This window comes from Pseudomonas sp. FG6 (assembly GCF_057809015.1).
On the sequence record NZ_JBMDJD010000013.1, the window covers coordinates 1 to 20,981 of the forward strand.

18 protein-coding genes and 1 pseudogene are annotated in these 20,981 nt (G+C 61.9%); 6 read left to right on the forward strand and 13 right to left on the reverse strand.

Translation table 11 applies throughout. The features are described 5' to 3' along the window. A pseudogene (locus ACODSJ_RS10540) lies at positions 1-648 on the reverse strand (hypothetical protein); the annotation flags it as partial. 495 nt (positions 649-1,143) lie between these two features. Further along, positions 1,144-1,782: a peroxiredoxin gene (locus ACODSJ_RS10545; RefSeq protein WP_489101673.1), complete on the reverse strand. Its 639-nt coding sequence runs from the start codon at positions 1,780-1,782 to the stop codon at positions 1,144-1,146. A gap of 334 nt (positions 1,783-2,116) precedes the next feature. Between ACODSJ_RS10545 and mntA the strand changes: the two genes are divergently transcribed. Together mntA and hepT are read left to right on the forward strand one after the other, a co-directional pair. Next, on the forward strand, positions 2,117-2,512 hold the full coding sequence (gene mntA / locus ACODSJ_RS10550; protein ID WP_489101674.1) for a type VII toxin-antitoxin system MntA family adenylyltransferase antitoxin: 396 nt from the start codon (positions 2,117-2,119) through the stop codon (positions 2,510-2,512). Further along, positions 2,502-2,936, forward strand: a complete 435-nt coding sequence (gene hepT / locus ACODSJ_RS10555) for a type VII toxin-antitoxin system HepT family RNase toxin (protein ID WP_489101675.1) — start codon at positions 2,502-2,504, stop codon at positions 2,934-2,936. The genes mntA and hepT overlap by 11 nt, the downstream gene beginning before the upstream one ends. A 65-nt stretch (positions 2,937-3,001) precedes the next feature. Here the strand turns inward: hepT and ACODSJ_RS10560 are convergent, their stop codons facing one another. The 3 genes from ACODSJ_RS10560 to argE all read right to left on the reverse strand — a co-directional run bounded on the left by ACODSJ_RS10560 (position 3,002) and on the right by argE (position 7,396). Beyond that, complete coding sequence (locus tag ACODSJ_RS10560; RefSeq protein WP_489101676.1) at positions 3,002-4,327, reverse strand: OprD family outer membrane porin; 1,326 nt, start codon at positions 4,325-4,327, stop codon at positions 3,002-3,004. Between the two features lie 480 nt (positions 4,328-4,807). Then, positions 4,808-6,106, reverse strand: a complete 1,299-nt coding sequence (argA, locus tag ACODSJ_RS10565; protein WP_489101677.1) for an amino-acid N-acetyltransferase — start codon at positions 6,104-6,106, stop codon at positions 4,808-4,810. A 132-nt stretch (positions 6,107-6,238) separates the two neighbouring features. Continuing rightward, positions 6,239-7,396: an acetylornithine deacetylase gene (gene argE / locus ACODSJ_RS10570; RefSeq protein ID WP_489101678.1), complete on the reverse strand. Its 1,158-nt coding sequence runs from the start codon at positions 7,394-7,396 to the stop codon at positions 6,239-6,241. A 146-nt stretch (positions 7,397-7,542) separates the two neighbouring features. On the opposite strand from argE, the gene ACODSJ_RS10575 reads away from it, so the two are divergent. Continuing rightward, complete coding sequence (locus ACODSJ_RS10575) at positions 7,543-8,910, forward strand: CYTH domain-containing protein (protein ID WP_489101679.1); 1,368 nt, start codon at positions 7,543-7,545, stop codon at positions 8,908-8,910. Positions 8,911-9,055: 145 nt separating this feature from the next. Here ACODSJ_RS10575 and ACODSJ_RS10580 read toward each other — a convergent pair whose 3' ends face one another. Continuing rightward, positions 9,056-9,526 carry an Lrp/AsnC family transcriptional regulator gene (locus ACODSJ_RS10580; protein ID WP_489101680.1) on the reverse strand — a complete coding sequence of 157 codons (471 nt, stop codon included), beginning with the start codon at positions 9,524-9,526 and terminating at the stop codon, positions 9,056-9,058. A gap of 126 nt (positions 9,527-9,652) precedes the next feature. On the opposite strand from ACODSJ_RS10580, the gene ACODSJ_RS10585 reads away from it, so the two are divergent. From ACODSJ_RS10585 to ACODSJ_RS10595, 3 genes are all read left to right on the forward strand, one after another. Further along, positions 9,653-9,988 carry a hypothetical protein gene (locus ACODSJ_RS10585; protein ID WP_489101681.1) on the forward strand — a complete coding sequence of 112 codons (336 nt, stop codon included), beginning with the start codon at positions 9,653-9,655 and terminating at the stop codon, positions 9,986-9,988. A gap of 143 nt (positions 9,989-10,131) precedes the next feature. Next, positions 10,132-11,916: a type IV pilus assembly ATPase TfpB gene (gene tfpB, locus ACODSJ_RS10590; protein ID WP_489101682.1), complete on the forward strand. Its 1,785-nt coding sequence runs from the start codon at positions 10,132-10,134 to the stop codon at positions 11,914-11,916. An 85-nt stretch (positions 11,917-12,001) separates the two neighbouring features. Then, entirely contained in the window at positions 12,002-12,322 is a 321-nt protein-coding gene (locus ACODSJ_RS10595; protein ID WP_489101783.1) for a DUF2388 domain-containing protein, read from the forward strand. 93 nt (positions 12,323-12,415) lie between these two features. On the opposite strand, the gene gcvH is transcribed toward ACODSJ_RS10595, so the two are convergent. The 7 genes from gcvH to pepP all read right to left on the reverse strand — a co-directional run bounded on the left by gcvH (position 12,416) and on the right by pepP (position 20,976). Then, the gene (gene gcvH, locus ACODSJ_RS10600; RefSeq protein WP_489101683.1) at positions 12,416-12,799 is read right to left on the reverse strand and encodes a glycine cleavage system protein GcvH; all 384 of its coding nucleotides are present in this window, start codon (positions 12,797-12,799) and stop codon (positions 12,416-12,418) included. A 52-nt stretch (positions 12,800-12,851) separates the two neighbouring features. Further along, a complete protein-coding gene (gene gcvT, locus ACODSJ_RS10605; protein ID WP_489101684.1) occupies positions 12,852-13,934 on the reverse strand; it encodes a glycine cleavage system aminomethyltransferase GcvT in 1,083 nt (360 codons plus the stop codon). A 157-nt stretch (positions 13,935-14,091) separates the two neighbouring features. Then, positions 14,092-15,708 (reverse strand): ABC transporter permease, encoded by a 1,617-nt coding sequence (locus tag ACODSJ_RS10610; RefSeq protein WP_489101685.1) that lies wholly within the window; start codon positions 15,706-15,708, stop codon positions 14,092-14,094. A gap of 230 nt (positions 15,709-15,938) precedes the next feature. Then, positions 15,939-16,943, reverse strand: a complete 1,005-nt coding sequence (locus tag ACODSJ_RS10615) for an extracellular solute-binding protein (protein ID WP_489101686.1) — start codon at positions 16,941-16,943, stop codon at positions 15,939-15,941. A 235-nt stretch (positions 16,944-17,178) separates the two neighbouring features. After that, positions 17,179-18,396 (reverse strand): 2-octaprenyl-3-methyl-6-methoxy-1,4-benzoquinol hydroxylase, encoded by a 1,218-nt coding sequence (locus ACODSJ_RS10620; RefSeq protein WP_489101784.1) that lies wholly within the window; start codon positions 18,394-18,396, stop codon positions 17,179-17,181. A gap of 55 nt (positions 18,397-18,451) precedes the next feature. After that, positions 18,452-19,645, reverse strand: coding sequence for a 2-octaprenyl-6-methoxyphenyl hydroxylase (ubiH, locus tag ACODSJ_RS10625; protein WP_489101687.1), 1,194 nt, complete (start codon positions 19,643-19,645; stop codon positions 18,452-18,454). Further along, entirely contained in the window at positions 19,642-20,976 is a 1,335-nt protein-coding gene (gene pepP / locus ACODSJ_RS10630) for a Xaa-Pro aminopeptidase (protein WP_489101688.1), read from the reverse strand. The genes ubiH and pepP overlap by 4 nt, the downstream gene beginning before the upstream one ends. Between the last annotated feature and the right edge of the window lie 5 nt (positions 20,977-20,981).

A 20,981-nucleotide genomic window follows, 5' to 3' on the forward strand; every position in this document is an offset into this window, starting at 1 on the left:
GCCGAGCTGGTCCAGGTTTCCGGGAAGTACATCGTTCACCGTTTCCTTGACCCGCTGTGTCTTTCCTTCCGGCCAGAAGCCTGGGCGCGCGATGTCCGGGTCTTGCTGGTAAACCGCCCAATCCTGCAGGTGCATGTACAGGCTGTAGACGGTCAAGCTGGGTGGGGTGTCCGGGCTGCCTTCGATCTTCGGCGGCTGCAATCGATGGCGCACGAGCACAAAGTTGCGGGAGAAGGGTTTGTTCACACGCAGCTTGTTGATCTGATAGGCCGTGGTAGGTGCGTGTCGGTCGATGCGGTAGGCGACCACCTCGCCGTCGGCCAGACAATGCACGCTGGACTGATCCAGTACCCCGGCGGTGCCCATGTCGAAATGCACGCCGCCATGCCAGAGGCCGTTACGCCCCAACGGGTAATAACCTGCTACTGCGTTGGAGAGTTGAGTCAGTTGCAGCAGTGGATGACTCGTGTCCTTGAAGGGGTGGCTCCAGTTTCTCACCGGGGGCAATGCGCCGCGCTCGGGGTCGAGGGGCGAAGAGCGGTGGAGGGGCCTGGTATCGGGCGTCGGCCAGATCGGGGCGTCAGCCTCAGGTTGTGCATCCCGGTGATTGTCGCGACGTTCAAAAAGCCGAAGAAGTGAATTGAGCATGACGTGATTGGCCTTTGGTTTCGGAAAGGAATCAGCCGGAGAAGTCCGTAAACCCTGAGGACTTGAGGTCATTCTAGGTCCGTGACTTGCGCCATCGCGCACGTGATCGGCTCTTCCAAAGGCAGCCAGCGTGAATTAATTCAAAGAGTCATTCCATCCTGCTACGGACACTTTCAGTCCAACCGGAGAAATTTGGGAAGCGTCTTACAGATATCTTTCAGAATCCGCTAAGAACATCTCACATAGACGAGATGTTCTCCTATGAAAAATGAGTGCAAGGAAACAATGCGCGTTTATATCGGGCAGGCGCCGGCTAAAACTTGCACACGCAAAAAAGGCCGTCGAGACGGCCAAAACCCTTTGGTGCACAGTAAATTTGCCCCCTGTGGGAGCGAGCTTGATCGCGATAGCGGCGGATCAGCGGATATTGAAGTCGACTGACACACCGCTATCGCGAGCAGGCTCGCTCCCACAGGTCCAGGCTCAGGTCTTGCGTCAGCGATTGGGCTGCGGCGTCAGGCGCAGGTACGGTTTCACCGCGCGGTAGCCCTTGGGAAAACGCTGCTTGAGTTCTGCTTCATCCTTGAGCGACGGCACGATCACCACGTCCTCACCGTCCTGCCAGTTGGCCGGGGTGGCGACTTTGTAGTTGTCGGTCAGTTGCAAGGAATCGATCACCCGCAGGATCTCGTGGAAATTGCGCCCCGTGCTGGCCGGGTAGGTAATGGTCAGGCGAACCTTCTTGTTCGGGTCGATCACGAACAGTGAGCGCACGGTCAAGGTATCGCTGGCATTGGGGTGGATCAGGTCGTACAGGTCGGACACCTTGCGGTCGGCGTCGGCCAGGATCGGAAAATTGACCACGGTGTCCTGGGTCTCGTTGATGTCCTCGATCCATTTGTGGTGCGAGTCCACCGGGTCTACCGAGAGGGCAATGGCCTTGACCCCACGCTTGGCGAATTCATCCTTGAGCTTGGCGGTGAAACCCAGCTCGGTGGTGCACACGGGGGTGAAATCCGCCGGATGGGAAAACAGCACGCCCCAGCTGTCGCCGAGCCATTCATGGAAGCGAATCTTGCCGGCGCTGGAATCCTGTTCGAAATCGGGGGCGATGTCGCCAAGTCTGAGGCTCATGGTGCGGCTCCTGGATGAGGTTGTTGTGAGCCCAACTGTGCACCGCTTTCGATTGCTTTAAAAAGAATATATATCCATTTATTTAGATCATTAGTGAATATAAAAAACTGTTCACTGGCACCCTTTCGCATACCGGCACACCATCGCCGGCGAGGTTCGAGAAGGCCTCGAGTTGCTGCAAGAGGAGAAACTTCGGGAAGGGCTACAGGGGTGGGCCTGACTCGAAAACGCAAAAGCCCCGCCCGGCGCAATGCCGGGCGGGGCTTTTTTTGTTTTGTATTCGCACTACGAAATTATTGAGGTGATTTCAGGCCAAGCGGCTAGGATAGGCAGCATGAACACTCAAGCTTTGTTGGCCCATCTGCAAAACCATCTCCCTGGACTGCTGGCCGTTTACCTGTTCGGTAGTCATGCCCAGGGCACCGCCGGACCTGACAGTGATGTCGATATGGCGGTGCTCGTACCCGGCCAGGTCGACCCGGTGTCGTTATGGCAGCTTTCAGGTGATTTGGCGGATATCGCTGGCAGTCCGGTGGATCTGATCGACCTCCGCGCAGCAACGACCGTCATGCAATATCAAGTCGTGACTCGAGGCCAGAGGCTCTGGGCCCGCGACGTACAAGCGGGGTTGTTCGAAAGCTTTATCCTCAGCGAAAAAACCGCCTTCGACGAAGCTCGGGCAGGCTTGCTCAAGGACATTCAAGAAAAAGGCTTCGTGTATGGCCGATGACATACTGATCAACAAAGCAGCCAGTATCGAGCGTTGCGTCGCCAGGGTGCGGGAAGAGTACGAGAAGGATCCCGCTACCTTCGCCACCGACTTCACCCGCCAGGATTCAGCCATCCTGAATATCCAGCGTGCCTGTGAAGCGGCACTGGACATGGGGCAGCATTTGATTCGCCGTGAACGACTGGGAGTTCCCCAAAGTGCCCGGGATGTGTTCGAGGTGCTTTTTCAAAGTGGCTGGGTGACGCAAGACCTGGTGAAAAACCTGAAGAACATGGTGGGTTTCAGGAATATCGCCGTGCATGACTACCAAGCCCTGCAACTGCCGATCATGGTCGCCATCATCACCCGGCACCTGGGCGATTTTCTGGCGTTCAGCGCGTTCATCCTGCGTAGGGACGCGACGCACTCCACGCCACAGCGCTGAATTGACTGACAAAAAAAGCCCCGCCCGGCGCAATGCCGGGCGGGGCTTTTTTACGCGACTACGTCTTACATGAAGTTGTAAGTGTAGTTGAAGATCAGGCGGGTCTGATCCTGGCTGTCGCCAGCACCGCTGCTGCGGTAGGTACCCTGACGCAGGGTGGTGCCGAAGCCTTTCAAAGCACCTTGCTGGATCACGTAATCCACGCGCATGTCGCGTTCCCACTCGGAGTAATCGCTTGCGCCGTTGGTGGTCTTGACGTCATCACCACGCAGGTAGGCAACCGAGGCCTTCAGGCCTGGAACGCCCAGGGACGCGAAGTCGTAGGAGTACTGACCGAAGGTGGTGTTTTCACCGGCACGGACAAAGCCGTTGATCATGCTGTCGGTGAACAGGTAGAAGCTCGAACCGCCCGCGCCTTCGTTACGACCGTTGTCATTCACCAGGCTGCCCTGGTTCAGGTAGACAAAGCCGCCATCGTCGCCAACTTGTTGGTGACCCAACAGGAATGCGCTGCCGCCCAGGGTGTACGTGAACATGGCGCTCCAGGTCTTGTTATCGACCTCGCCCGGGTTCTTGGCATAGCCACCGTTGTTGTTGAAACGATAGCCGGCATCGCCGTTACGGCCATCCGAGCTGCTGTCGAAGTAGCGCAGGTCGGTCTTGAACGACTGGCCTTCGCTGATCGGGAAAACGTGTACCGCGCCCAGGAAGTGCTGCTTGTAATAATCTTGCAGGTTGGCGTAGTAGTACTGCAGGGTCAGGTCCTTGGTGACTTTCCAGTCAGCACCGCCGTAACGGAACTGGTTGCTGTCTTCAGAACCACCGTTGACGCCCAGGCCAGTGCTGTTGCTCGACGCACGGCCTGTGGCGTGTTCCAGCTGACCAGCGTTGAAAGTGACGTTATCGATTTCCTTGGAAGTGACGGTGCCACCTTCAAAGGTTTGCGGCAGCAGACGGCCATCACTGGCGACCAGGATCGGCAAGTTAGGCGCCAGGGCACCACCCAAGTGGGCTTCGGTCTTGGAGAAAAGCGCCTTCACGTTGCCAGACAGGCGGCTCCAGTTATGCACGGCCGAACCGTCTGTGTCGCTTGGAACGAAGGAGTTGCTATCCGGGTGGTGGCCTTTACCGCCATCCAGGTGAATACCCACCAGCGCCTGGGCATCGATACCAAAACCAACGACGCCTTGGGTGAAGCCGGACTTGTAGTCGAACTTCAAGCCAGTAGCCGTTTCGCGCTGGTCCGATTTACCGGTTTCACGGTTATCGTTATCGAAATAAAGGGTACGGGAACTGACAGACGCCTTGCTGTCTTCGATAAAACCGGCGGCGCCTGCTTGCTGCGCCAAAACCCCAACGGCCACAGCAATGGCCAAGGTGGACTTCTTCATGCTTAGCTCCTCTCGTTTTCTAATTCTTGTGTGTCTCTGGTTCCAGATCGAACGCCCGGAATCCGCGGATGCGCGATTAGCGCCAGACCGTGACTGACAAGTCAATCGTAACCATTTATGACTACGACGAAGGTCTAACCCCTCTACACCGCACCGGAGAATAATCGATTCTTTTTAATTCGAAAAAGAATTGTTTCATCGCTTTTCAGCTGTTTCGGACATATGGCGGCTATCACGGTGGCATCATCCCGCGAAAAGGCATATCGGCCAACCTCGGGATTTAATGAATATGGATTGCTCAATCCTTTCCGAGCAGTCGCCAGATGGCAGCGAACTGCGCCAATTTGTCGCGATTAACAACAGAACCGCCGACACGTGCTGCGATCTTGATTGATTGCGAGACAAGGGCTCATTGTCTGAAATCAAGAAGGCTTCAGCCGGTCGGCTTGTTCCGATAGACGGCGCCCCTCAGCGTGGGGCCTACAGGGCTTTCTCGAAAATCTTCGAATTGCGCTGATAGTTGTAAAGCGACGCCCGTGCCGCTGGCAGACGCTCCACGCTGCTTGGCTCAAAGCCCCGCTCGCGGAACCAGTGAGCGGTGCGCGTGGTGAGCACGAACAGGGTTTTGAGCCCTTGGGCTCGGGCGCGGGTTTCAATCCGCTCCAGCAGCTCATCGCCGCGTCCACCGTGACGGTATTCCGGGTTAACCGCCAGGCAGGCCAGTTCACCAGCGTCCGAATCGGCGATCTGGTAGAGGGCGGCACAGGCGATGATCATCCCTTCGCGCTCGACCACACTGAACTGTTCGATCTCGCGCTCCAGCACTTCGCGCGAACGTCGTACCAGGATCCCCTGCTCCTCCAACGGACTGATCAGGTCCAACAGGCCGCCCACGTCCTCGATGGCCGCTTCGCGCACCACTTCGAATTGCTCCTGGGCCACCAGCGTGCCGTTGCCATCGCGGGTGAACAACTCGGCCAGCAACGCACCGTCTTCGACATAGCTGACGATATGGCTGCGGGCCACGCCGCCGCGACAGGCCTGCGCCGCTGCATCCAGCAGCTCGGCCTGGTAGTCGCTGCCCAGGCGTTGCATGTGGGCGGGAACCTGTTGCGGGCGCAACTCGCGCACCAGGCGCCCGTCTTCACCGATCAACCCGGGTTCGGCACCGAACAGCAGCAATTTGTCGGCCGCCAGGTCGATGGCCGCGCGGGTGGCGACGTCTTCGCAGGCGAGGTTGAAGATTTCCCCGGTGGGCGAATAGCCCAACGGCGACAACAGCACGATGGAGCGCTCGTCCAGCAGGCGATTGATACCCTTGCGATCGACCCGGCGAACTTCACCGGTGTGGTGGTAATCCACGCCTTCGAGCACGCCGATGGGGCGTGCGGTGACCAGGTTGCCGCTGGCGACCCGCAGCCGCGAGCCCTGCATGGGCGACGATGCCATGTCCATGGACAGACGCGCCTCAATGGCGATGCGCAACTGGCCGACCGCGTCGATCACGCATTCCAGCGTCGCGGCATCGGTGATGCGCATGCCACGGTGGTAATGAGGCGTCAGGCCCCGCGCTGCGAGGCGGGTCTCGATCTGCGGGCGCGAACCGTGGACCAGCACCAGGCGCACGCCGAGGCTGTGCAAAAGCACAAGGTCATGGACGATGTTGCCGAAATTGGGGTGTTCCACCCCGTCGCCAGGCAGCATGACGATGAAAGTGCAATCGCGGTGGGCGTTGATGTAGGGCGAAGCGTGACGAAGCCAATTGACGTATTCGGGCATGAACCTGGGCCTGTAATAAATAGCAGCCGAAAAAAGACGAGACAGAACGCACAGCTGGCTGGTGGTTATCGTCGGAACAGGCTTGGCGACACGCGTGCTCTCCTCATGGATACGGGCCCGGATGGGCGCAATTTAACCGGCCGTGGCCGGGGCCAGGCAGTAATGGCCGATCAACTGCCGCAGCAGTTGCACGGTAGGCTGCAAACGTGACATTTCAAGGTATTCCCCCGGTTGGTGCGCGCAGGCGATGTCGCCGGGGCCCAGCACCAGGGTTTCGCAACCAAGGCGCTGAAGATAAGGCGCTTCGGTGCCGAACGCCACTGCTTCGGCACGATAACCGGTCAGTCGTTCGGCCACTCGGACCAGTTCGGCGTCCTCGGCCTGCTCAAACGGCGGCACTTCGGGGAACAGCGGCGCATAGTCGATCTTGACCTGGTGCCGCTCGGCGATGGGCGCAAGCTTCTGCCGGATCGCCGCCCGCAGCACCTGCGGGTCCATGCCCGGCAAGGGCCGCAGGTCGAACTCCATGGAGCACTGGCCGCAGATCCGGTTGGGGTTGTCACCGCCATGGATACAGCCGAAGTTCAGGGTCGGTTGCGGCACAGTGAACTGCGGGTTACGGAATTCACGCTGCCATTGCAGGCGCAGGCCGCGCAGCTCGCCCATGGCGTCATGCATGGCTTCGAGGGCGCTGTGGCCCAGGCTCGGGTCGGAGGAATGACCGCTGCGCCCGAGGATGTCGATGCGCTCCATCATCACCCCTTTGTGCAAGCGAATCGGCCGCAGGCCGGTCGGCTCGCCGATCACCGCGGCACGCCCCAGGGGGCGCCCCGCCTCCGCCAGCGCCCGGGCACCGGACATCGAGCTTTCTTCGTCGCAGGTGGCGAGGATCAGCAACGGTTGCTTGAACGGTTGGTCCAGCAACGGCTTGACCGCTTCGATGGCCAGGGCGAAAAACCCTTTCATGTCACAGCTGCCCAGGCCGACCCAGCGGCCGTCGACCTCGGTGAGCTTCAGTGGATCGGTCTGCCACAACGCGCCGTCGAACGGCACCGTGTCGCTGTGCCCGGCCAGCACCAGGCCGCCGGGGCCACTGCCGAAGCTGGCCAGCAGATTGAATTTGCCTGGGCTCACCGGCTGGATATCGCAAGAGAACCCCAGCTCAGAGAGCCAGCCGGCCAACAGCTCGATCACGGCGCTGTTGGACTGGTCCAGCCCGGGCTGGGTGCAACTGACCGAAGGGGCGGCGATCAGGGCAGCGAATTGGTCTTTCATGGACGGCAAAGGCATCGCTGACTCCGGCTTACAGATTGGTACTCATCATAGAACCATCCGCAGGAAGGAATAAACCGTTGCGGCGCGCGTCCTGTACACTGCACGGCCTTGGCAGCCCCACCTCCCCCCGGCTGCGCACCCGATCCCTGGATTTTCCGGCCATGCAGAAAGAAACCGAAATCAAACTCCGCGTCAGCCGCGAGACCCTGGCAGCCTTGCGCGAGCATCCGCTGCTGAAAAAACGCCTCAAGGGCGGCTGGGAACGTCGTGAACTGATGAACCAGTACTTCGACACCCCCGAGCGGGACCTGGCCCGGGCCAAGGTCGCCCTGCGCCTGCGCCGCGACGGCGAAGAAGTGATCCAGACCCTCAAGACCCGCGGCCAGAGCATCGCCGGCCTGTCCGAGCGCAACGAATACGATTGGCACCTGCCCAAGGCCAAGCTCGATGTGAAGAAGCTCGACGGCGAATGCTGGCCCGAGACACTGGCCGAACTGGACAAGAAAACCCTCAAGGCCATCTTCACCACCGATTTCGTCCGCGAGCGCGCTGAAATCGCTTGGGGCCGCGGCAAAGCCAAGGTGGTCATCGAAGCCGCTCTGGACCTGGGCCACGTCGTCGTGGGCAAGCAGAAGGAAGAGATCTGCGAGCTGGAGCTGGAGTTGCGCGAAGGCGAACCCGCCGCCTTGCTGGAACTGGCCGCCGAACTGGCCGAAACCCTGCCCCTGATGCCCTGCGACATCAGCAAGGCCGAGCGCGGCTATCGCCTGCATGACGCCGCCAGCTATGCCCTGAGCCTGCCAGCCCCGCAGCTGAACGCCGAAATGCCGCTGGACGAAGCCTTCGCCGCACTGGGCTGGCACTTGCTCGGCAGCAGCCAGCGCCTGGCCGAGCAATACCGCTTCAACGGCCACTGGCGCCTGTTGCAGGACTGGGTGGAGAGCCTCGTCGAACTGCGCGCCCTGCTGAGCAGCCTCGGCCAGGCCGCACCGCGTCAATCGACCCATGACCTGCGGGTGGCCCTCGACGCGTTGCTGGAAGATTGGCGCCCGCTGGTCCAGGCCGGCCTGGACGACGAAGACGTGCGCAAGGCAGCACCGGAGCAATTCCTCGAAGAGCTGCAGGACCCGCGCTGGGGCCAGTTCTCCCTGAGTGCCTCCCGCTGGCTGCTGGCTCGCAGCTGGGCCGTCGACCGCAACACCCGCGGCAATCGCCAGGGCGCGGCACAACTGGGCAACTGGCTGCCCCACCTGCTCAGCGAGGAAGCCTCGTCCCTGCAACTGCAACGCTACCAGCAGCAACCGGAAGACCTGGCCGAACAACTGCCCCGCATCGAACGGATCCAGGCCTGGATGCACCACGCCCGCCAAGTGCTGGACATCCCGGAAATGGACCGCCTGTACGGTGAGTTGAACAAACTGGCGCAACTGGCCAACCAACCGATCACCGACGAAGCCCTGGAGGCGCGCAAGCAACAGGCGATCGCGGTGTACCAGAATCGGGCCTGGAAGATCTTGTTGCGTCTGTAATACCGCCATCGCGAGCAGGCTCGCTCCCACAGGTGATCTTCAGCGGACACAACATCTGTGTACAACGCTGAACCCATGTGGGAGCGAGCCTGCTCCGGGCGGCGATCCGACGATGAGGCCAGCCAAAACGCCGCAAAAACAAGCTTCAGCGCACCACCGGCAAACTCGTCGTCGACTTGATCTCCGACAACGCCACGATCGAGTTCACTTCCTGGATCCCCGGCACCATCGACAGCTTTTCGAAAAAGAATCGCTCATACGCCTCGATGTCCGCCGTGACGATGCGCAACAGAAAATCCACCGCCCCCATCAGCACATAGCATTCCAGCACCTCGGGAAAGCCACGGATCGCCTCGGTGAACTCGGTGAAGTTCGAGCGCCCGTGGGCGTTGAGCTTGATCTCGGCAAAAATCTGCGTGTTGAGGCCAATCTTCTTGCGATCCAGCAGGGTCACCTGGCCACGGATGATCCCCTCCTCCTTCATCCGCTGGATCCGCCGCCAGCACGGCGACTGGGACAAACCCACCTGTTCGGCGATCTGCGCACTGGACAGCGAAGCATCCTCTTGGAGCAGGGCCAGTATCTTGCGGTCGTAGCCATCCAACTCAGCGTGCATAAATAAACCCATTTTTAGCTAATACAAGAATCATACGATGCGCACATTTCTTGAAAGCACTCATCTTAGATAAGAAATACCCCGCACCCCATGTAAATATTTCTCCCGTGTCCAAGGAGATCCAACATGCCCCCACTTGAAGCCGTCGCACCCGCGCCCCGCGCCGATGTCTGGCACCTGCACAATGTTCATTGCCGCGCGTACTACCAACTTTTGGCCGAAGCCGAGCCGGACCTGCTGTGCCGGGCGCTGAACCTGTTTGCCTTGCAGGGCCTGACACCGCGGCAGGTCCAGGTCGAACGCCGCGACGATCTGCTGTCGATGACGGTGCTCATGGAGGGGCTGAGCTGGCACCGTGCCCAGGTCATTGCGGAAAAACTTCGTAACCTGATCAGCGTGCATTCGGTGGACCTGCAGGACGCTGATTGCCCGCAGGCCGAGCCAGTCCAAGCGATGGGCTGAGCCGTGAGCGCAAGAATTCGAAACGCATTGGTCGGGTAGTGGCCCAACGGTCCACGAGGTCGGGGCTATCCTTTTGCAGACGAGCAGGACGCCGAAGCGTCTGTATCGCGGCTTTGCTGCAATTGCCCAATAGGAAGACCCGCATGTCCACCAAACACGCCACTCAGGATCGCTGGCTGGACCTCAATGATCTGCTGCGCCAACTGGTCGCCCAAGGCTTCATCTGCCAGGACTCCGCCGAGACCGCGCTCAATGCCCGCCGGCGCCACAGTGCCAGCGCCCAGTTGCATCCGCTGGAGTTCATCGCCAACCAGCATCTGGATGATCTGAGCCGTCCCGGCAAGCACCTCGACCTGGAAAGCCTGACCCTGTGGCTGTCCCACCAGGCCGGCCAGTCCTACATGCGCATCGACCCGCTGAAGATCAACGTGGCGGCCGTCACGCCCTTGATGTCCTATGCCTTCGCCCAGCGCCACAAGATCCTCGCCGTGGCGGTCGATCGTGACGCCGTCACCGTGGCCAGCGCCCAGCCTTATGTCAGCAGTTGGGAAGAGGACCTGACCCACGTGCTCAAGCTCCCGGTCCGGCGCGTGGTCGCCAATCCGGTGGATATCCAGCGCCTGAGCGTGGAGTTCTATCGCCTGGCCAAATCGGTCAGCGGCGCCACGGTGAGCGACCAGCCGTCGAGCAACCTGGGCAACTTCGAGCAACTGCTCAACCTGGGTGCCAGCGACCAGGAGCCGGACGCCAACGACGCGCACATCGTCAATATCGTCGACTGGCTGTTCCAGTACGCGTTCCAGCAGCGCGCCAGCGATATCCACATCGAGCCACGCCGCGACCAGGGCACCGTACGGTTTCGCATCGACGGGGTGCTGCACACCGTCTATCAGTTCCCGCCGCAGGTGACGATGGCGATCATCAGCCGCCTCAAGACCCTGGGCCGAATGAACGTCGCGGAAAAACGCAAACCCCAGGATGGCCGGGTCAAGACCAAGACCCCGGACGGCGGGGAAGTGGAATTGCGCCTGTCGACCTTGCCGACGGCGTTCGGCGAAAAGATGGTGATGCGGATCTTCGACCCGGAAGTGCTGCTCAAGGATTTCGACCAGCTCGGCTTCTCCGCCGACGACCTGCGCCGCTGGCAGGACATGACGCGCCAGCCCAACGGCATCATCCTGGTGACCGGGCCCACCGGTTCGGGCAAGACCACCACCCTCTACACCACCCTCAAGAAGCTGGCGACGCCGGAGGTCAACCTCTGCACCATCGAAGACCCGATTGAAATGGTCGAGGCGTCCTTCAACCAGATGCAGGTCCAGCACAACATCGAACTGAACTTCGCCGCCGGTGTGCGGGCCCTGATGCGACAAGACCCGGACATCATCATGATCGGCGAGATCCGCGACCTGGAAACCGCTGAAATGGCGATCCAGGCCGCGCTCACCGGGCACCTCGTGCTCTCGACGCTGCACACCAACGATGCGCCGAGCGCCATCAGCCGCCTGCTGGAACTCGGCGTGCCCCATTACCTGATCAAGGCCACGGTATTGGGCGTCATGGCACAGCGTCTGGTGCGCACGCTGTGTCCTCATTGCAAGACGCCGCTGCCCTTGGACGAGGACGACTGGCAAACCCTGACACGTCCCTGGCAGGCCCCGCTGCCGGGCAATGCCCAACAGGCGGTCGGTTGCCTGGAATGCCGCGACACCGGTTATCGCGGCCGCGCCGGGGTTTACGAAATCATGCAACTGACCGACGGCGTCAAGGCGCTGATACATCCTGACACCGACCTGTTGGCGGTGCGTCGTCAGGCCTTCAAGGAAGGCATGCGCAGCCTGCGATTGTCCGGCGCGCAAAAAGTGGCAGCAGGCCTGACGACTGTCGAGGAGGTGCTGCGGGTAACCCCCCAAAGCGAACAAAAATGAGGCAGGCGACGCATGACCGGACCGTCACGGAACTGAATCGGGACGCAGGTAATCCAAACTGATAGTTAACCCAGTGGAGTCACCTATCATGCGTCTCAAACTTGCTGTCGCGACCCTAGCCCTGCTTTCTTTGCCTGTGGGCTCGGCCATGGCCGACACGTTTTGGCGTAACGTCATCTCTTCCGGTGCAACCACCGGCTCTACCTACCTGACCTTCAAGGACCACAAGCTGATCGTCGCCGCCCAGGACGACGCCGGCAGCTTCGTCGCCAGTGACGGCACTATCCGTGGCCCCTATCTGGAGGCCGCGATGCAGAAAGTCCGCGCCGACAACCCAGGCCTGCAGGCCACCGACATGGAACTGGCCAACGCGATCCTGGCAAAAAACGCCGTCGCCCAGGACTGATTCCCGGCCCATGAAAAATGCCGCTCGATTGAGCGGCATTTTTTTGCCCGGCGATTTGCAACCCTTCACTCACTTTGTGGGAGCGGCTGGTATTTACTCGCCAATAGCCTCTGCGTAGCCCGCTGCATCCAGCAGCTTGGCCAGGTCCGCATCGGCATTGGCAGGCTTGACCTTGAAGATCCACGCTTCGTAAGGTTCGTTGTTCAGCGCTTCCGGCTCGGAGGCCAGGTCTTCGTTGACTTCGACCACTTCACCCGCCACTGGCGAGTAAATGTCCGATGCCGCCTTCACCGACTCAACCACACCCGCTGTATCACCGGCCGCAAAAACCTTGCCGATTTCCGGCAGCTCGACAAACACCACGTCACCCAGTGCTTCCTGGGCATGGTCGGAGATCCCCACCACGATCAAACCGCCTTCCTTTCGCGCCCATTCATGGCTTTCGGCAAAACGCAACTCGACAGGGATGTTGCTCATATTCTGTGTCCTCAAATGAAAGTTTCAGCAGCCAGCGGCCTGCCGCAAAGAGTTAGATCAGGGTTTTGCCATGGCGGACGAAGGTCGGCTTGACCACCCGTACCGGGTACCACTTGCCACGAATTTCTACCTCGGCACGGTCGGCGGTGGCCATCGGAACACGTGCCAGGGCGATCGACTTGCTAAGCGTAGGAGAAAAACTACCACTGGTGATCTCCCCTTCGCCAACATCGGCGATACGGACCACCTGATGGGCGCGCAGAACGCCACGCTCCTCCAGCACCAGCCCGACCAGTTTGTATTGCACGCCCTTCGCCAACTCGGCTTCCAGCGCGCTGCGCCCGATGAACTGGCGGCTCGCCGGTTCCCAGGCGATGCTCCAGGCCATGTTCGAGGCCAGCGGCGAAACATCCTGGTGAATATCGCGGCCGTAGAGGTTCATGCCGGCCTCCAGGCGCAAGGTGTCGCGGGCGCCGAGGCCGATGGGAGAAATGCCGGCGCCCACCAGGTCGTTGAAGAAACTCGGGGCTTCGTGGGCAGGCAGGACAATCTCCAATCCATCCTCACCGGTGTAGCCAGTGCGGGCGATGAACCAGTCGCCGTCGGCACGACCTTCGAAAGGCTTGAGTTGCTGGATCAACTGGCTGCGCGATTGCGTCACCAGCTCGGCAATCTTGTGGCGGGCATGGGGCCCCTGGATCGCCAGCATCGCCAGTTCGGAACGCTCATGCAGTTGCACGTCGTACCCGGCGAGCTGGGCTTGCATCCAGGCCAGGTCCTGATCGCGGGTCGAAGCATTGAAGACCAGTCGGTAGCCGTCCTCGACGCGGTAGACGATCATGTCGTCGACGATGCCGCCGCGCTCGTTGAGCATGGCGCTGTACAGGGCGCGCCCTGCGTCTTGCAAGCGATCGACGTCATTGGCCAGCAGGCGTTGCAGCCAGGCCTTGGCCTGGGAACCGGCGATATCGATCACGGTCATGTGGGATACGTCGAACACGCCGCAGTCGCGCCGCACCTGATGGTGTTCTTCGACTTGCGAGCCGTAATGCAAAGGCATATCCCAACCGCCAAAATCGACCATCTTCGCGCCGAGGGCGAGATGAAGGTCATACAGAGGCGTGCGCTGTCCCATGGGTTTCTCCTTCCGGGCTTGGCGAAGGTGCTCAGGGCATCGCACAGCAATGACACCTGTCGCACAGATGGTTTTTCAGCTGCTCTCGACTGCCCGGTCCTACAATCGGACCGCACCGAATGCCGCGCATTGTAGCCGCATGATGTAGGACTGACACCTAGCTGTTTCGATGGGCCGAGCGTCGTATCAATCCGATGACCGGCAACAACCCTACCAGCACCAGGGTCAACGCCGGCAGGGCGGCGCGGGCCCATTCGCCTTCGCTGGTCATCTCGAAAATCCGCACCGCCAGCGTGTCCCAGCCGAACGGACGCATCAGCAAGGTCGCGGGCATTTCCTTGAGGACATCGACGAACACCAGCAGTGCCGCGCTCAAGGTGCCGGGCAGCAGCAACGGCAGATACACTTTGAAAAAAAGTCGCGGCCCACTGACCCCGAGACTGCGCGCAGCTTCGGGCAGCGACGGGCGAATCCGCCCCAGGCTGCTTTCCAACGGGCCGTAGGCCACGGCCAGGAAACGCACCAGATAGGCCAGCAACAGCGCCGACAGGCTGCCCAGCAACAACGGCTTGCCGGCGCCGCCCAGCCAGGTCGACAGCGGGATGACCAGTTCGCGATCCAGGTAACTGAATGCAAGCATGATCGACACCGCCAGCACCGAGCCGGGCAGGGCATAGCCCAGGTTAGCCAGGCCGACGCCGGCCCGGATCGGGCGGGTCGGCGCCAATCGCCGGGCGAACGCCAGCAGCAAGGCGACGCACACCGTGACCAACGCCGCCAGGCCACCCAGGTACAGGGTGTGAAGGATCAATCCGGCATAACGCTCGTCCAGGTCGAAACGACCGCGCTGCCAGAACCACACCACCAGTTGCAAGACCGGAATGACGAACGCGCAGGCAAACACCAGGAAACACCAGCTACTGGCCGCCATGGCCTTGAAGCCACGCAAGGTGTACAGCGCCTTGACCCGGGGTCGCTCGTTACTGGCCCGATGGGCACCGCGGGCGCGGCGCTCGCCGTAGAGCACCAGCATGACCGCCAGCAACAACAGGCTGGCCAGTTGGGCAGCGCTGGAGAGACTGAAGAAGCCGTACCAGGTCTTGTAGATGGCGGTGGTGAAGGTGTCGAAGTTGAACACCGACACCGCGCCGAAATCCGCCAGGGTTTCCATCAGCGCCAGCGCCACACCCGCACCGATGGCCGGCCGGGCCATCGGCAGCGCCACGCGCCAGAACGCCTGCCACGGCGATTGCCCGAGCACCCGGGCCGCTTCCATCAGGCCTTTGCCCTGGGCCAGGAACGCACTGCGCGCCAGCAGATAGACATAGGGGTAGAAAACCAGCACCAGCACCAGGATCACGCCACCGGTGGAACGGACCCGCGGCAGCCGCAGGCCCGTGCCCAACCACTCGCGCAGCAGCGTCTGCACGGGGCCGGCAAAATCCAGCAGGCCAACGAAGACAAACGCCAGCACGTAGGCTGGGATCGCAAACGGCAGCATCAACGCCCAGTCGAGCCAACGGCGCCCGGGAAACTCGCACAAGCTGGTCAGCCAGGCGAGGCTCACGCCCAGCAGCGTCACCCCAACCCCAACCCCCAGGATCAGCGTCAGGGTGTTGCCCAACAGACGCGGCATCTGGGTGTCCCACAGGTGGGACCAGATCTGCTGGTCGATCGTCTGCCAGGACAGCAGCAGGACACTCAGGGGCAGCAACACCAGCGCGGCGATGGCGAAGACCAAGGGGTACCAGCGGCGTTGGACGGGGTGGGCCAAGGGAAGCTCTCGTTTGAAGGGGTGTGCCCAGGCTATGAGTGCACAAATGTCATGGCTGGCAAAACTGCTTCTGTGGCGAGGGAGCTTGCTCCCGCTGGGCTACGAAGTAGCCCCAAAATTCGGGATCATTACTCATCAGGTCGATTCCGGCAGGTCTTCCGGGAGGGCTTCGCCCTCCAGCGGGAGCAAGCTCCCTCGCCACAAGTCATCAGTGCACTGAGGGATTTATCTCAATTCCAGCCCGCGCGGTCCATCATGCGAATGGCTTCGGCCTGGCGTTTGCCGGCAACTTCCACCGGCAAGGTATCGGCCTTGAACTTGCCCCAGGCCGCCACTTCCTTGGACGGTTCCACTTTAGGGTTGGCCGGGAATTCCTGGTTCACGTCGGCGAAGATGCTTTGCGCCTCCGGCGTGGTCATCCACTCCACCAGTTTCTTCGCGGCTTCCGGGTGCGGTGCATGTTTGGTCAAGCCGATGCCCGAAAGGTTGATGTGCACGCCACGGTCAGCCTGGTTCGGCCAGAACAGCTTCACCTTCAGGTCCGGCTTCTGCTGGTGCAGGCGTCCATAGTAGTAGGTATTGACGATACCGACGTCGCATTGCCCGGCGTTGATCGCCTCAAGCAGGGCGGTGTCGTCGGAGAACACGTCGGTGGACAGGTTCCTGACCCAGCCCTTGAGGATCTCCTCGGTTTTTTCCGCGCCGTGGGTCTCGATCAAGGTGGCGGTCAGCGACTGGTTGTAGACCTTCTTCGAGGTCCGCAGGCACAGGCGGCCTTCCCATTGCTCGCCCGCCAACGCTTCGTAGGTGCTCAGTTCGTCGGGTTTGACCCGGTCGGTGGAATAGGCAATGGTCCGCGCCCGCAGGCTCAGGCCGGTCCAGGCGTGGGAAGATGCGCGGTATTGCGAAGGAATGTTGGCGTCGATTACCGGCGAGGTGAACGGCTGGAGGATGCCCATCTGCTCGGCCTGCCAGAGGTTGCCGGCATCGACGGTGAGCAGCAGGTCGGCGGTGGCGTTCTCGCCTTCGGCCTTGATCCGCTGCATCAACGGCGCTTCCTTGTCGGTGATGAACTTCACCGGGACGCCCGTCTTCCGGGTGTAGACATCGAAGACCGGTTTGATCAACTCGTCGATCCGCGAGGAGTAGACCACCACCTCATCGGCAGCCTGGGCGGCAGTGGCGCCGATCAGGGTCAGGGCGAGGGCGGACAGGAGGCGCTTGGGTGCCGACATGGGAGCGTTCTCTCGGAAATGAAGTGCGCAAATGATAAGGACTCACATTTGGCATCTCAATCGAACAGTGGATGGACACATTTCCAAATGTTGCGACCTTGAAATGTGCAGCGCTTTTGCGTCCGCTATCGCGGGCAAGCCTTGCTCCCACAAAAGCCAGCCCAACATTCATCTGTGGGAGCAAGGCTTGCCCGCGATGAGGCCTGTGTTCCATAAGACCCGCCCAGGAAAAAACCTAGGCCTTGGCCAAATCCGGCAAATCCCCAATCAACCCCAGCGCCTCGCGCACGAACAGCGCCTTGGCCTCGGGCATGTGGTCCACCAGTTTCAACCCGGTGTTGCGCAACCAGCGCACCGGCAAGGGATCGGCCTGGAACAGCCGCTCGAAACCTTCCATCGCCGCCATCAGCGCCAGGTTGTGAGGCATTCGCCGCCGCTCGTAGCGACTCAGCACCTTGACGTCCGCCAGCCGCTCGCCACGTCCGGCCGCCCGCAACAACACTTCGGCCAGCACGGCGGCGTCAAGAAAGCCCAGGTTCACCCCCTGCCCGGCCAATGGGTGGATGGTATGGGCCGCATCGCCGATGAGCGCCAGCCCTTCGGCCACGTAGCGCTTGGCATGACGCTGGCGCAACGGCACGCACAGGCGCGGGTCGGCACTCAGCACCGTGCCGAGCCGGCCTTCGAAGGCCCGCTCCAGCTCACTGCAGAATTGAACGTCATCGAGCGCCATCAAGCGCTGCGCTTCGCCGGGTGTGGTCGACCAGACGATCGAGCACCAGTCGTGCTCGCCGTCTCGCTCCAAGGGCAAGAAGGCCAGCGGGCCGTTGTCGGTAAAACGCTGCCAAGCCGTCATCCGATGCGGCAGAGCACCGCGCACGCTGGTGACGATGGCGTGGTGCAGGTAATCCCATTCGCGAGTGGCGACACCGGTCAGGCGGCGCACGGCCGAGTTCGCACCGTCGGCGGCGATCACCAGCGGTGCACGCAGGGTGCGGCCATCGGCCAGGGTCAGCAGCCAGTCGTCACCGGAGCGGCGCATCTGTTCCAACCGGGCATTGGCCAGCAGGCCCAGGTCGCAGTCGTGCAGCCGATCCAGCAAAGCATCCTGCACGACCCGGTTTTCGACGATATGCCCCAACACTTCGGCATGCAGGCTGGCGGCGGAGAAATGGATCTGCCCGGTACCGCTGCCGTCCCAGACGTGCATGTCGGTGTACGGGCTGGCGCGCCGGGCGGTGATGCCGTCCCAGACGCCCAGGCGCTCGAGAATCCGCTGGCTCGCCGCCGACAAGGCACTGACCCGAGGCTCGAACGCCGCCTGGGGGTCGAAGGGTTTGACGCTCATCGGGCTGCCATCGAGCAGCAGCACTTGCAAGCCGCTGCCCTGCAAGGCCAGCGCCAGGGCGCTGCCAACCATACCGGCGCCGACAATCAGCAGATCTGCACGCAATTCCATGCTTCAAGCCTGTTTTGCGGGCGACATGAGCCGCCCATGAAAAGAATGATTAGTCCCACACATCGGGCCGAGTCCCCAGGCCCATGGCCTGACGGGCGAACCAGCGCTTGGCCGGCGGCAACAGGTCCAGGCCCAGCAGGCCGAGGTTACGGCCCACGGACACCAATGGCAGGCTGCTGCTGAACAGGCGCGTGACCTGATCGGAGAAACCCACGGTCAGGGTCTGGTCCAGGCGCTGGCGCTCACGATAGGCCTGCAACACCGCAAAGTCGCCCGGCGCGGTGTCGCTGTCGAGCAAGGCATCGGCCAAGGCCTGGGCGTCGCGCAGCGACAGGTTGAACCCCTGCCCGGCAATCGGGTGCAGGCTATGAGCGGCGTTGCCCAGGATGGCCAGGTGTGGCCGCACCTGTTCTTCGGCCTCCACCAACGCCAACGGGTAAAGGTGTCGCGCACCCACTTGCTTCAGGGTGCCCAGGCGATAGCCGAACACGCCCTGCAGTTCGCTGAGGAAGCTGCGCTCGTCGAGGGCCGCCAGCCGTTGCGCGTCCATGCCCTGACGGGTCCAGACCAGTGCACAGCGATTTTCCGGCAGCGGCAGCAAGGCCATCGGACCGTCATCGGTGAAGCGCTCGAAGGCCATGCCGTTGTGGGCTTCGCTGGGGGTGATATTGGCGATCAGGGCGCTCTGGTCATAAGGGCGGTTGCGCACACCGACGCCCAACTGCTCGCGCAAGTTGGAACGGCCGCCGTCGGCCAGCACGGCGAGGTCGCACGCAACAGTGGTCTCGTCGTCAAGGGTCAGGCGATAGCCGTCGACCAGGGGCTCCATCCGGGTGACTTGCGCCGGGCAGTGCCAACTCACCACGTCTTTGTCGAGACCTTGCCACAGGCACTGGCCGAGCCAGGCGTTCTCCACCACGTAGCCCAAGGCCGGCACACCTTCTTCCATGGCCGACAACCGCGCCGTGGAAAACCGCCCGCGATCGGACACGTGGATCTGCTTGATCGGTTCGGCGCGCGGGGAAATCGCCTGCCAGAGCTCCAGGCGCTGATAGATCTGCCGGGCCCCATAGGACAATGCCGAGGAGCGGGCATCGTAGCTTGGCTGCCAGGCATCGCCGGGGGCGAAGGGTTCGATCAGCAGAATCTTCCAGCCACGGGCCTTGGCGCCGGCCTGCAGGGCCAGGGCCAGACTCGCGCCCACCAGGCCACCGCCGACGATCGCCACATTGACCCGGCTCATGCTGCGCTAGCCCGTGCGGCGGCCATCAGGGCCTCGATTTCGGCGACCGTTTTCGGCACGCCGCGGGTCAGGATTTCACAACCGGTCTTGGTTACTACCACGTCATCCTCGATGCGCACGCCAATGCCGCGCCATTTCTTCGCCACGTTGCGATTGTTCGGGCTGATGTAGATGCCCGGTTCCACCGTCAGCGTCATGCCCACTTCGAGCACTCGCCATTCGCCACCGACCCGGTACTCGCCCACATCGTGCACGTCCAGGCCCAGCCAGTGGCCGGCGCGGTGCATATAGAACGCCCGGTGGGCCTCACTGGCGATCAACTCGTCCACCTCGCCTTCGAGCAAGCCCAGGCGCACCAGCCCCTCGGTGATGACCCGGACCGTCGCTTCATGCGCCTGGTTCCAGTGTTTGTTCGGCGCAATCTCCGCGAATGCCGCTTCCTGGGCCGCCAGCACCACTTCATAGATCGCCTTCTGCTCGGGCGAAAACTTGCCGTTGACCGGCCAGGTACGCGTGATATCGCTGGCGTAACAGTCGATTTCACAACCGGCGTCGATCAGCACCAGGTCACCGTCCTTGAGCAGCGCGTCGTTCTGTTGATAGTGCAGGATGCAGCTGTTGTTCCCTGCCGCGACGATCGAGCCATAGGCCGGCATCTTCGCCCCGCCCTTGCGGAACTCATAATCCAGCTCGGCTTCCAGGCTGTATTCGTACAGCCCGGGGCGCGCCGCCTGCATCGCCCGGATATGCGCCTGGGCCGAAATCCGCGCCGCTTCGCGCATCACCTTCACTTCCGCGGCTGATTTATACAGGCGCATGTCGTGCAGCAGGTGATCCAGGGCAACGAATTCGTTCGGCGGCTGGGCGCCGAGGTGGGCCTTGGAGCGAATCACATTGATCCACTCCATCAGGTGTCGGTCAAATTCCGGGTTGCTGCCCATGGCCGAATACACCCGGTCGCGGCCTTCGATCAGACCCGGCAGGATGTCGTCGATGTCGGTGATGGGAAACGCGTCGTCGGCGCCGTAGTCACCGATCGCCCCTTCCTGGCCGGCCCGCAGGCCGTCCCACAACTCCCGTTCGGCGTTGCGCTCGCGGCAGAAGAGGATGTATTGGCCATGGGCGCGGCCCGGCATGAGCACCAGCACGGCTTGCGGTTCGGGAAAACCGCTGAGGTACTGGAAGTCACTGTCCTGGCGATAGACGTGCTCGACGTCGCGGTTGCGGATCGCAACGGCGGCGGCGGGCAGGATTGCAATGCTGTTGGGTTCCATCTGCGCCATCAAGGCCTTGCGGCGACGACTGTATTCCGATTTCGGGATATGAATCATGGGCA

What these genes read in the sequence shown, in the direction of transcription:
- ACODSJ_RS10545 (WP_489101673.1), bottom strand. Translation starts at nt 1,782, where the DNA reads ATGAGCCTCAGACTTGGCGACATCGCCCCCGATTTCGAACAGGATTCC.
- mntA (WP_489101674.1), top strand. Translation starts at nt 2,117, where the DNA reads ATGAACACTCAAGCTTTGTTGGCCCATCTGCAAAACCATCTCCCTGGA.
- hepT (WP_489101675.1), top strand. Translation starts at nt 2,502, where the DNA reads ATGGCCGATGACATACTGATCAACAAAGCAGCCAGTATCGAGCGTTGC.
- ACODSJ_RS10560 (WP_489101676.1), bottom strand. Translation starts at nt 4,327, where the DNA reads ATGAAGAAGTCCACCTTGGCCATTGCTGTGGCCGTTGGGGTTTTGGCG.
- argA (WP_489101677.1), bottom strand. Translation starts at nt 6,106, where the DNA reads ATGCCCGAATACGTCAATTGGCTTCGTCACGCTTCGCCCTACATCAAC.
- argE (WP_489101678.1), bottom strand. Translation starts at nt 7,396, where the DNA reads ATGCCTTTGCCGTCCATGAAAGACCAATTCGCTGCCCTGATCGCCGCC.
- ACODSJ_RS10575 (WP_489101679.1), top strand. Translation starts at nt 7,543, where the DNA reads ATGCAGAAAGAAACCGAAATCAAACTCCGCGTCAGCCGCGAGACCCTG.
- ACODSJ_RS10580 (WP_489101680.1), bottom strand. Translation starts at nt 9,526, where the DNA reads ATGCACGCTGAGTTGGATGGCTACGACCGCAAGATACTGGCCCTGCTC.
- ACODSJ_RS10585 (WP_489101681.1), top strand. Translation starts at nt 9,653, where the DNA reads ATGCCCCCACTTGAAGCCGTCGCACCCGCGCCCCGCGCCGATGTCTGG.
- tfpB (WP_489101682.1), top strand. Translation starts at nt 10,132, where the DNA reads ATGTCCACCAAACACGCCACTCAGGATCGCTGGCTGGACCTCAATGAT.
- gcvH (WP_489101683.1), bottom strand. Translation starts at nt 12,799, where the DNA reads ATGAGCAACATCCCTGTCGAGTTGCGTTTTGCCGAAAGCCATGAATGG.
- gcvT (WP_489101684.1), bottom strand. Translation starts at nt 13,934, where the DNA reads ATGGGACAGCGCACGCCTCTGTATGACCTTCATCTCGCCCTCGGCGCG.
- ACODSJ_RS10615 (WP_489101686.1), bottom strand. Translation starts at nt 16,943, where the DNA reads ATGTCGGCACCCAAGCGCCTCCTGTCCGCCCTCGCCCTGACCCTGATC.
- ubiH (WP_489101687.1), bottom strand. Translation starts at nt 19,645, where the DNA reads ATGAGCCGGGTCAATGTGGCGATCGTCGGCGGTGGCCTGGTGGGCGCG.
- pepP (WP_489101688.1), bottom strand. Translation starts at nt 20,976, where the DNA reads ATGATTCATATCCCGAAATCGGAATACAGTCGTCGCCGCAAGGCCTTG.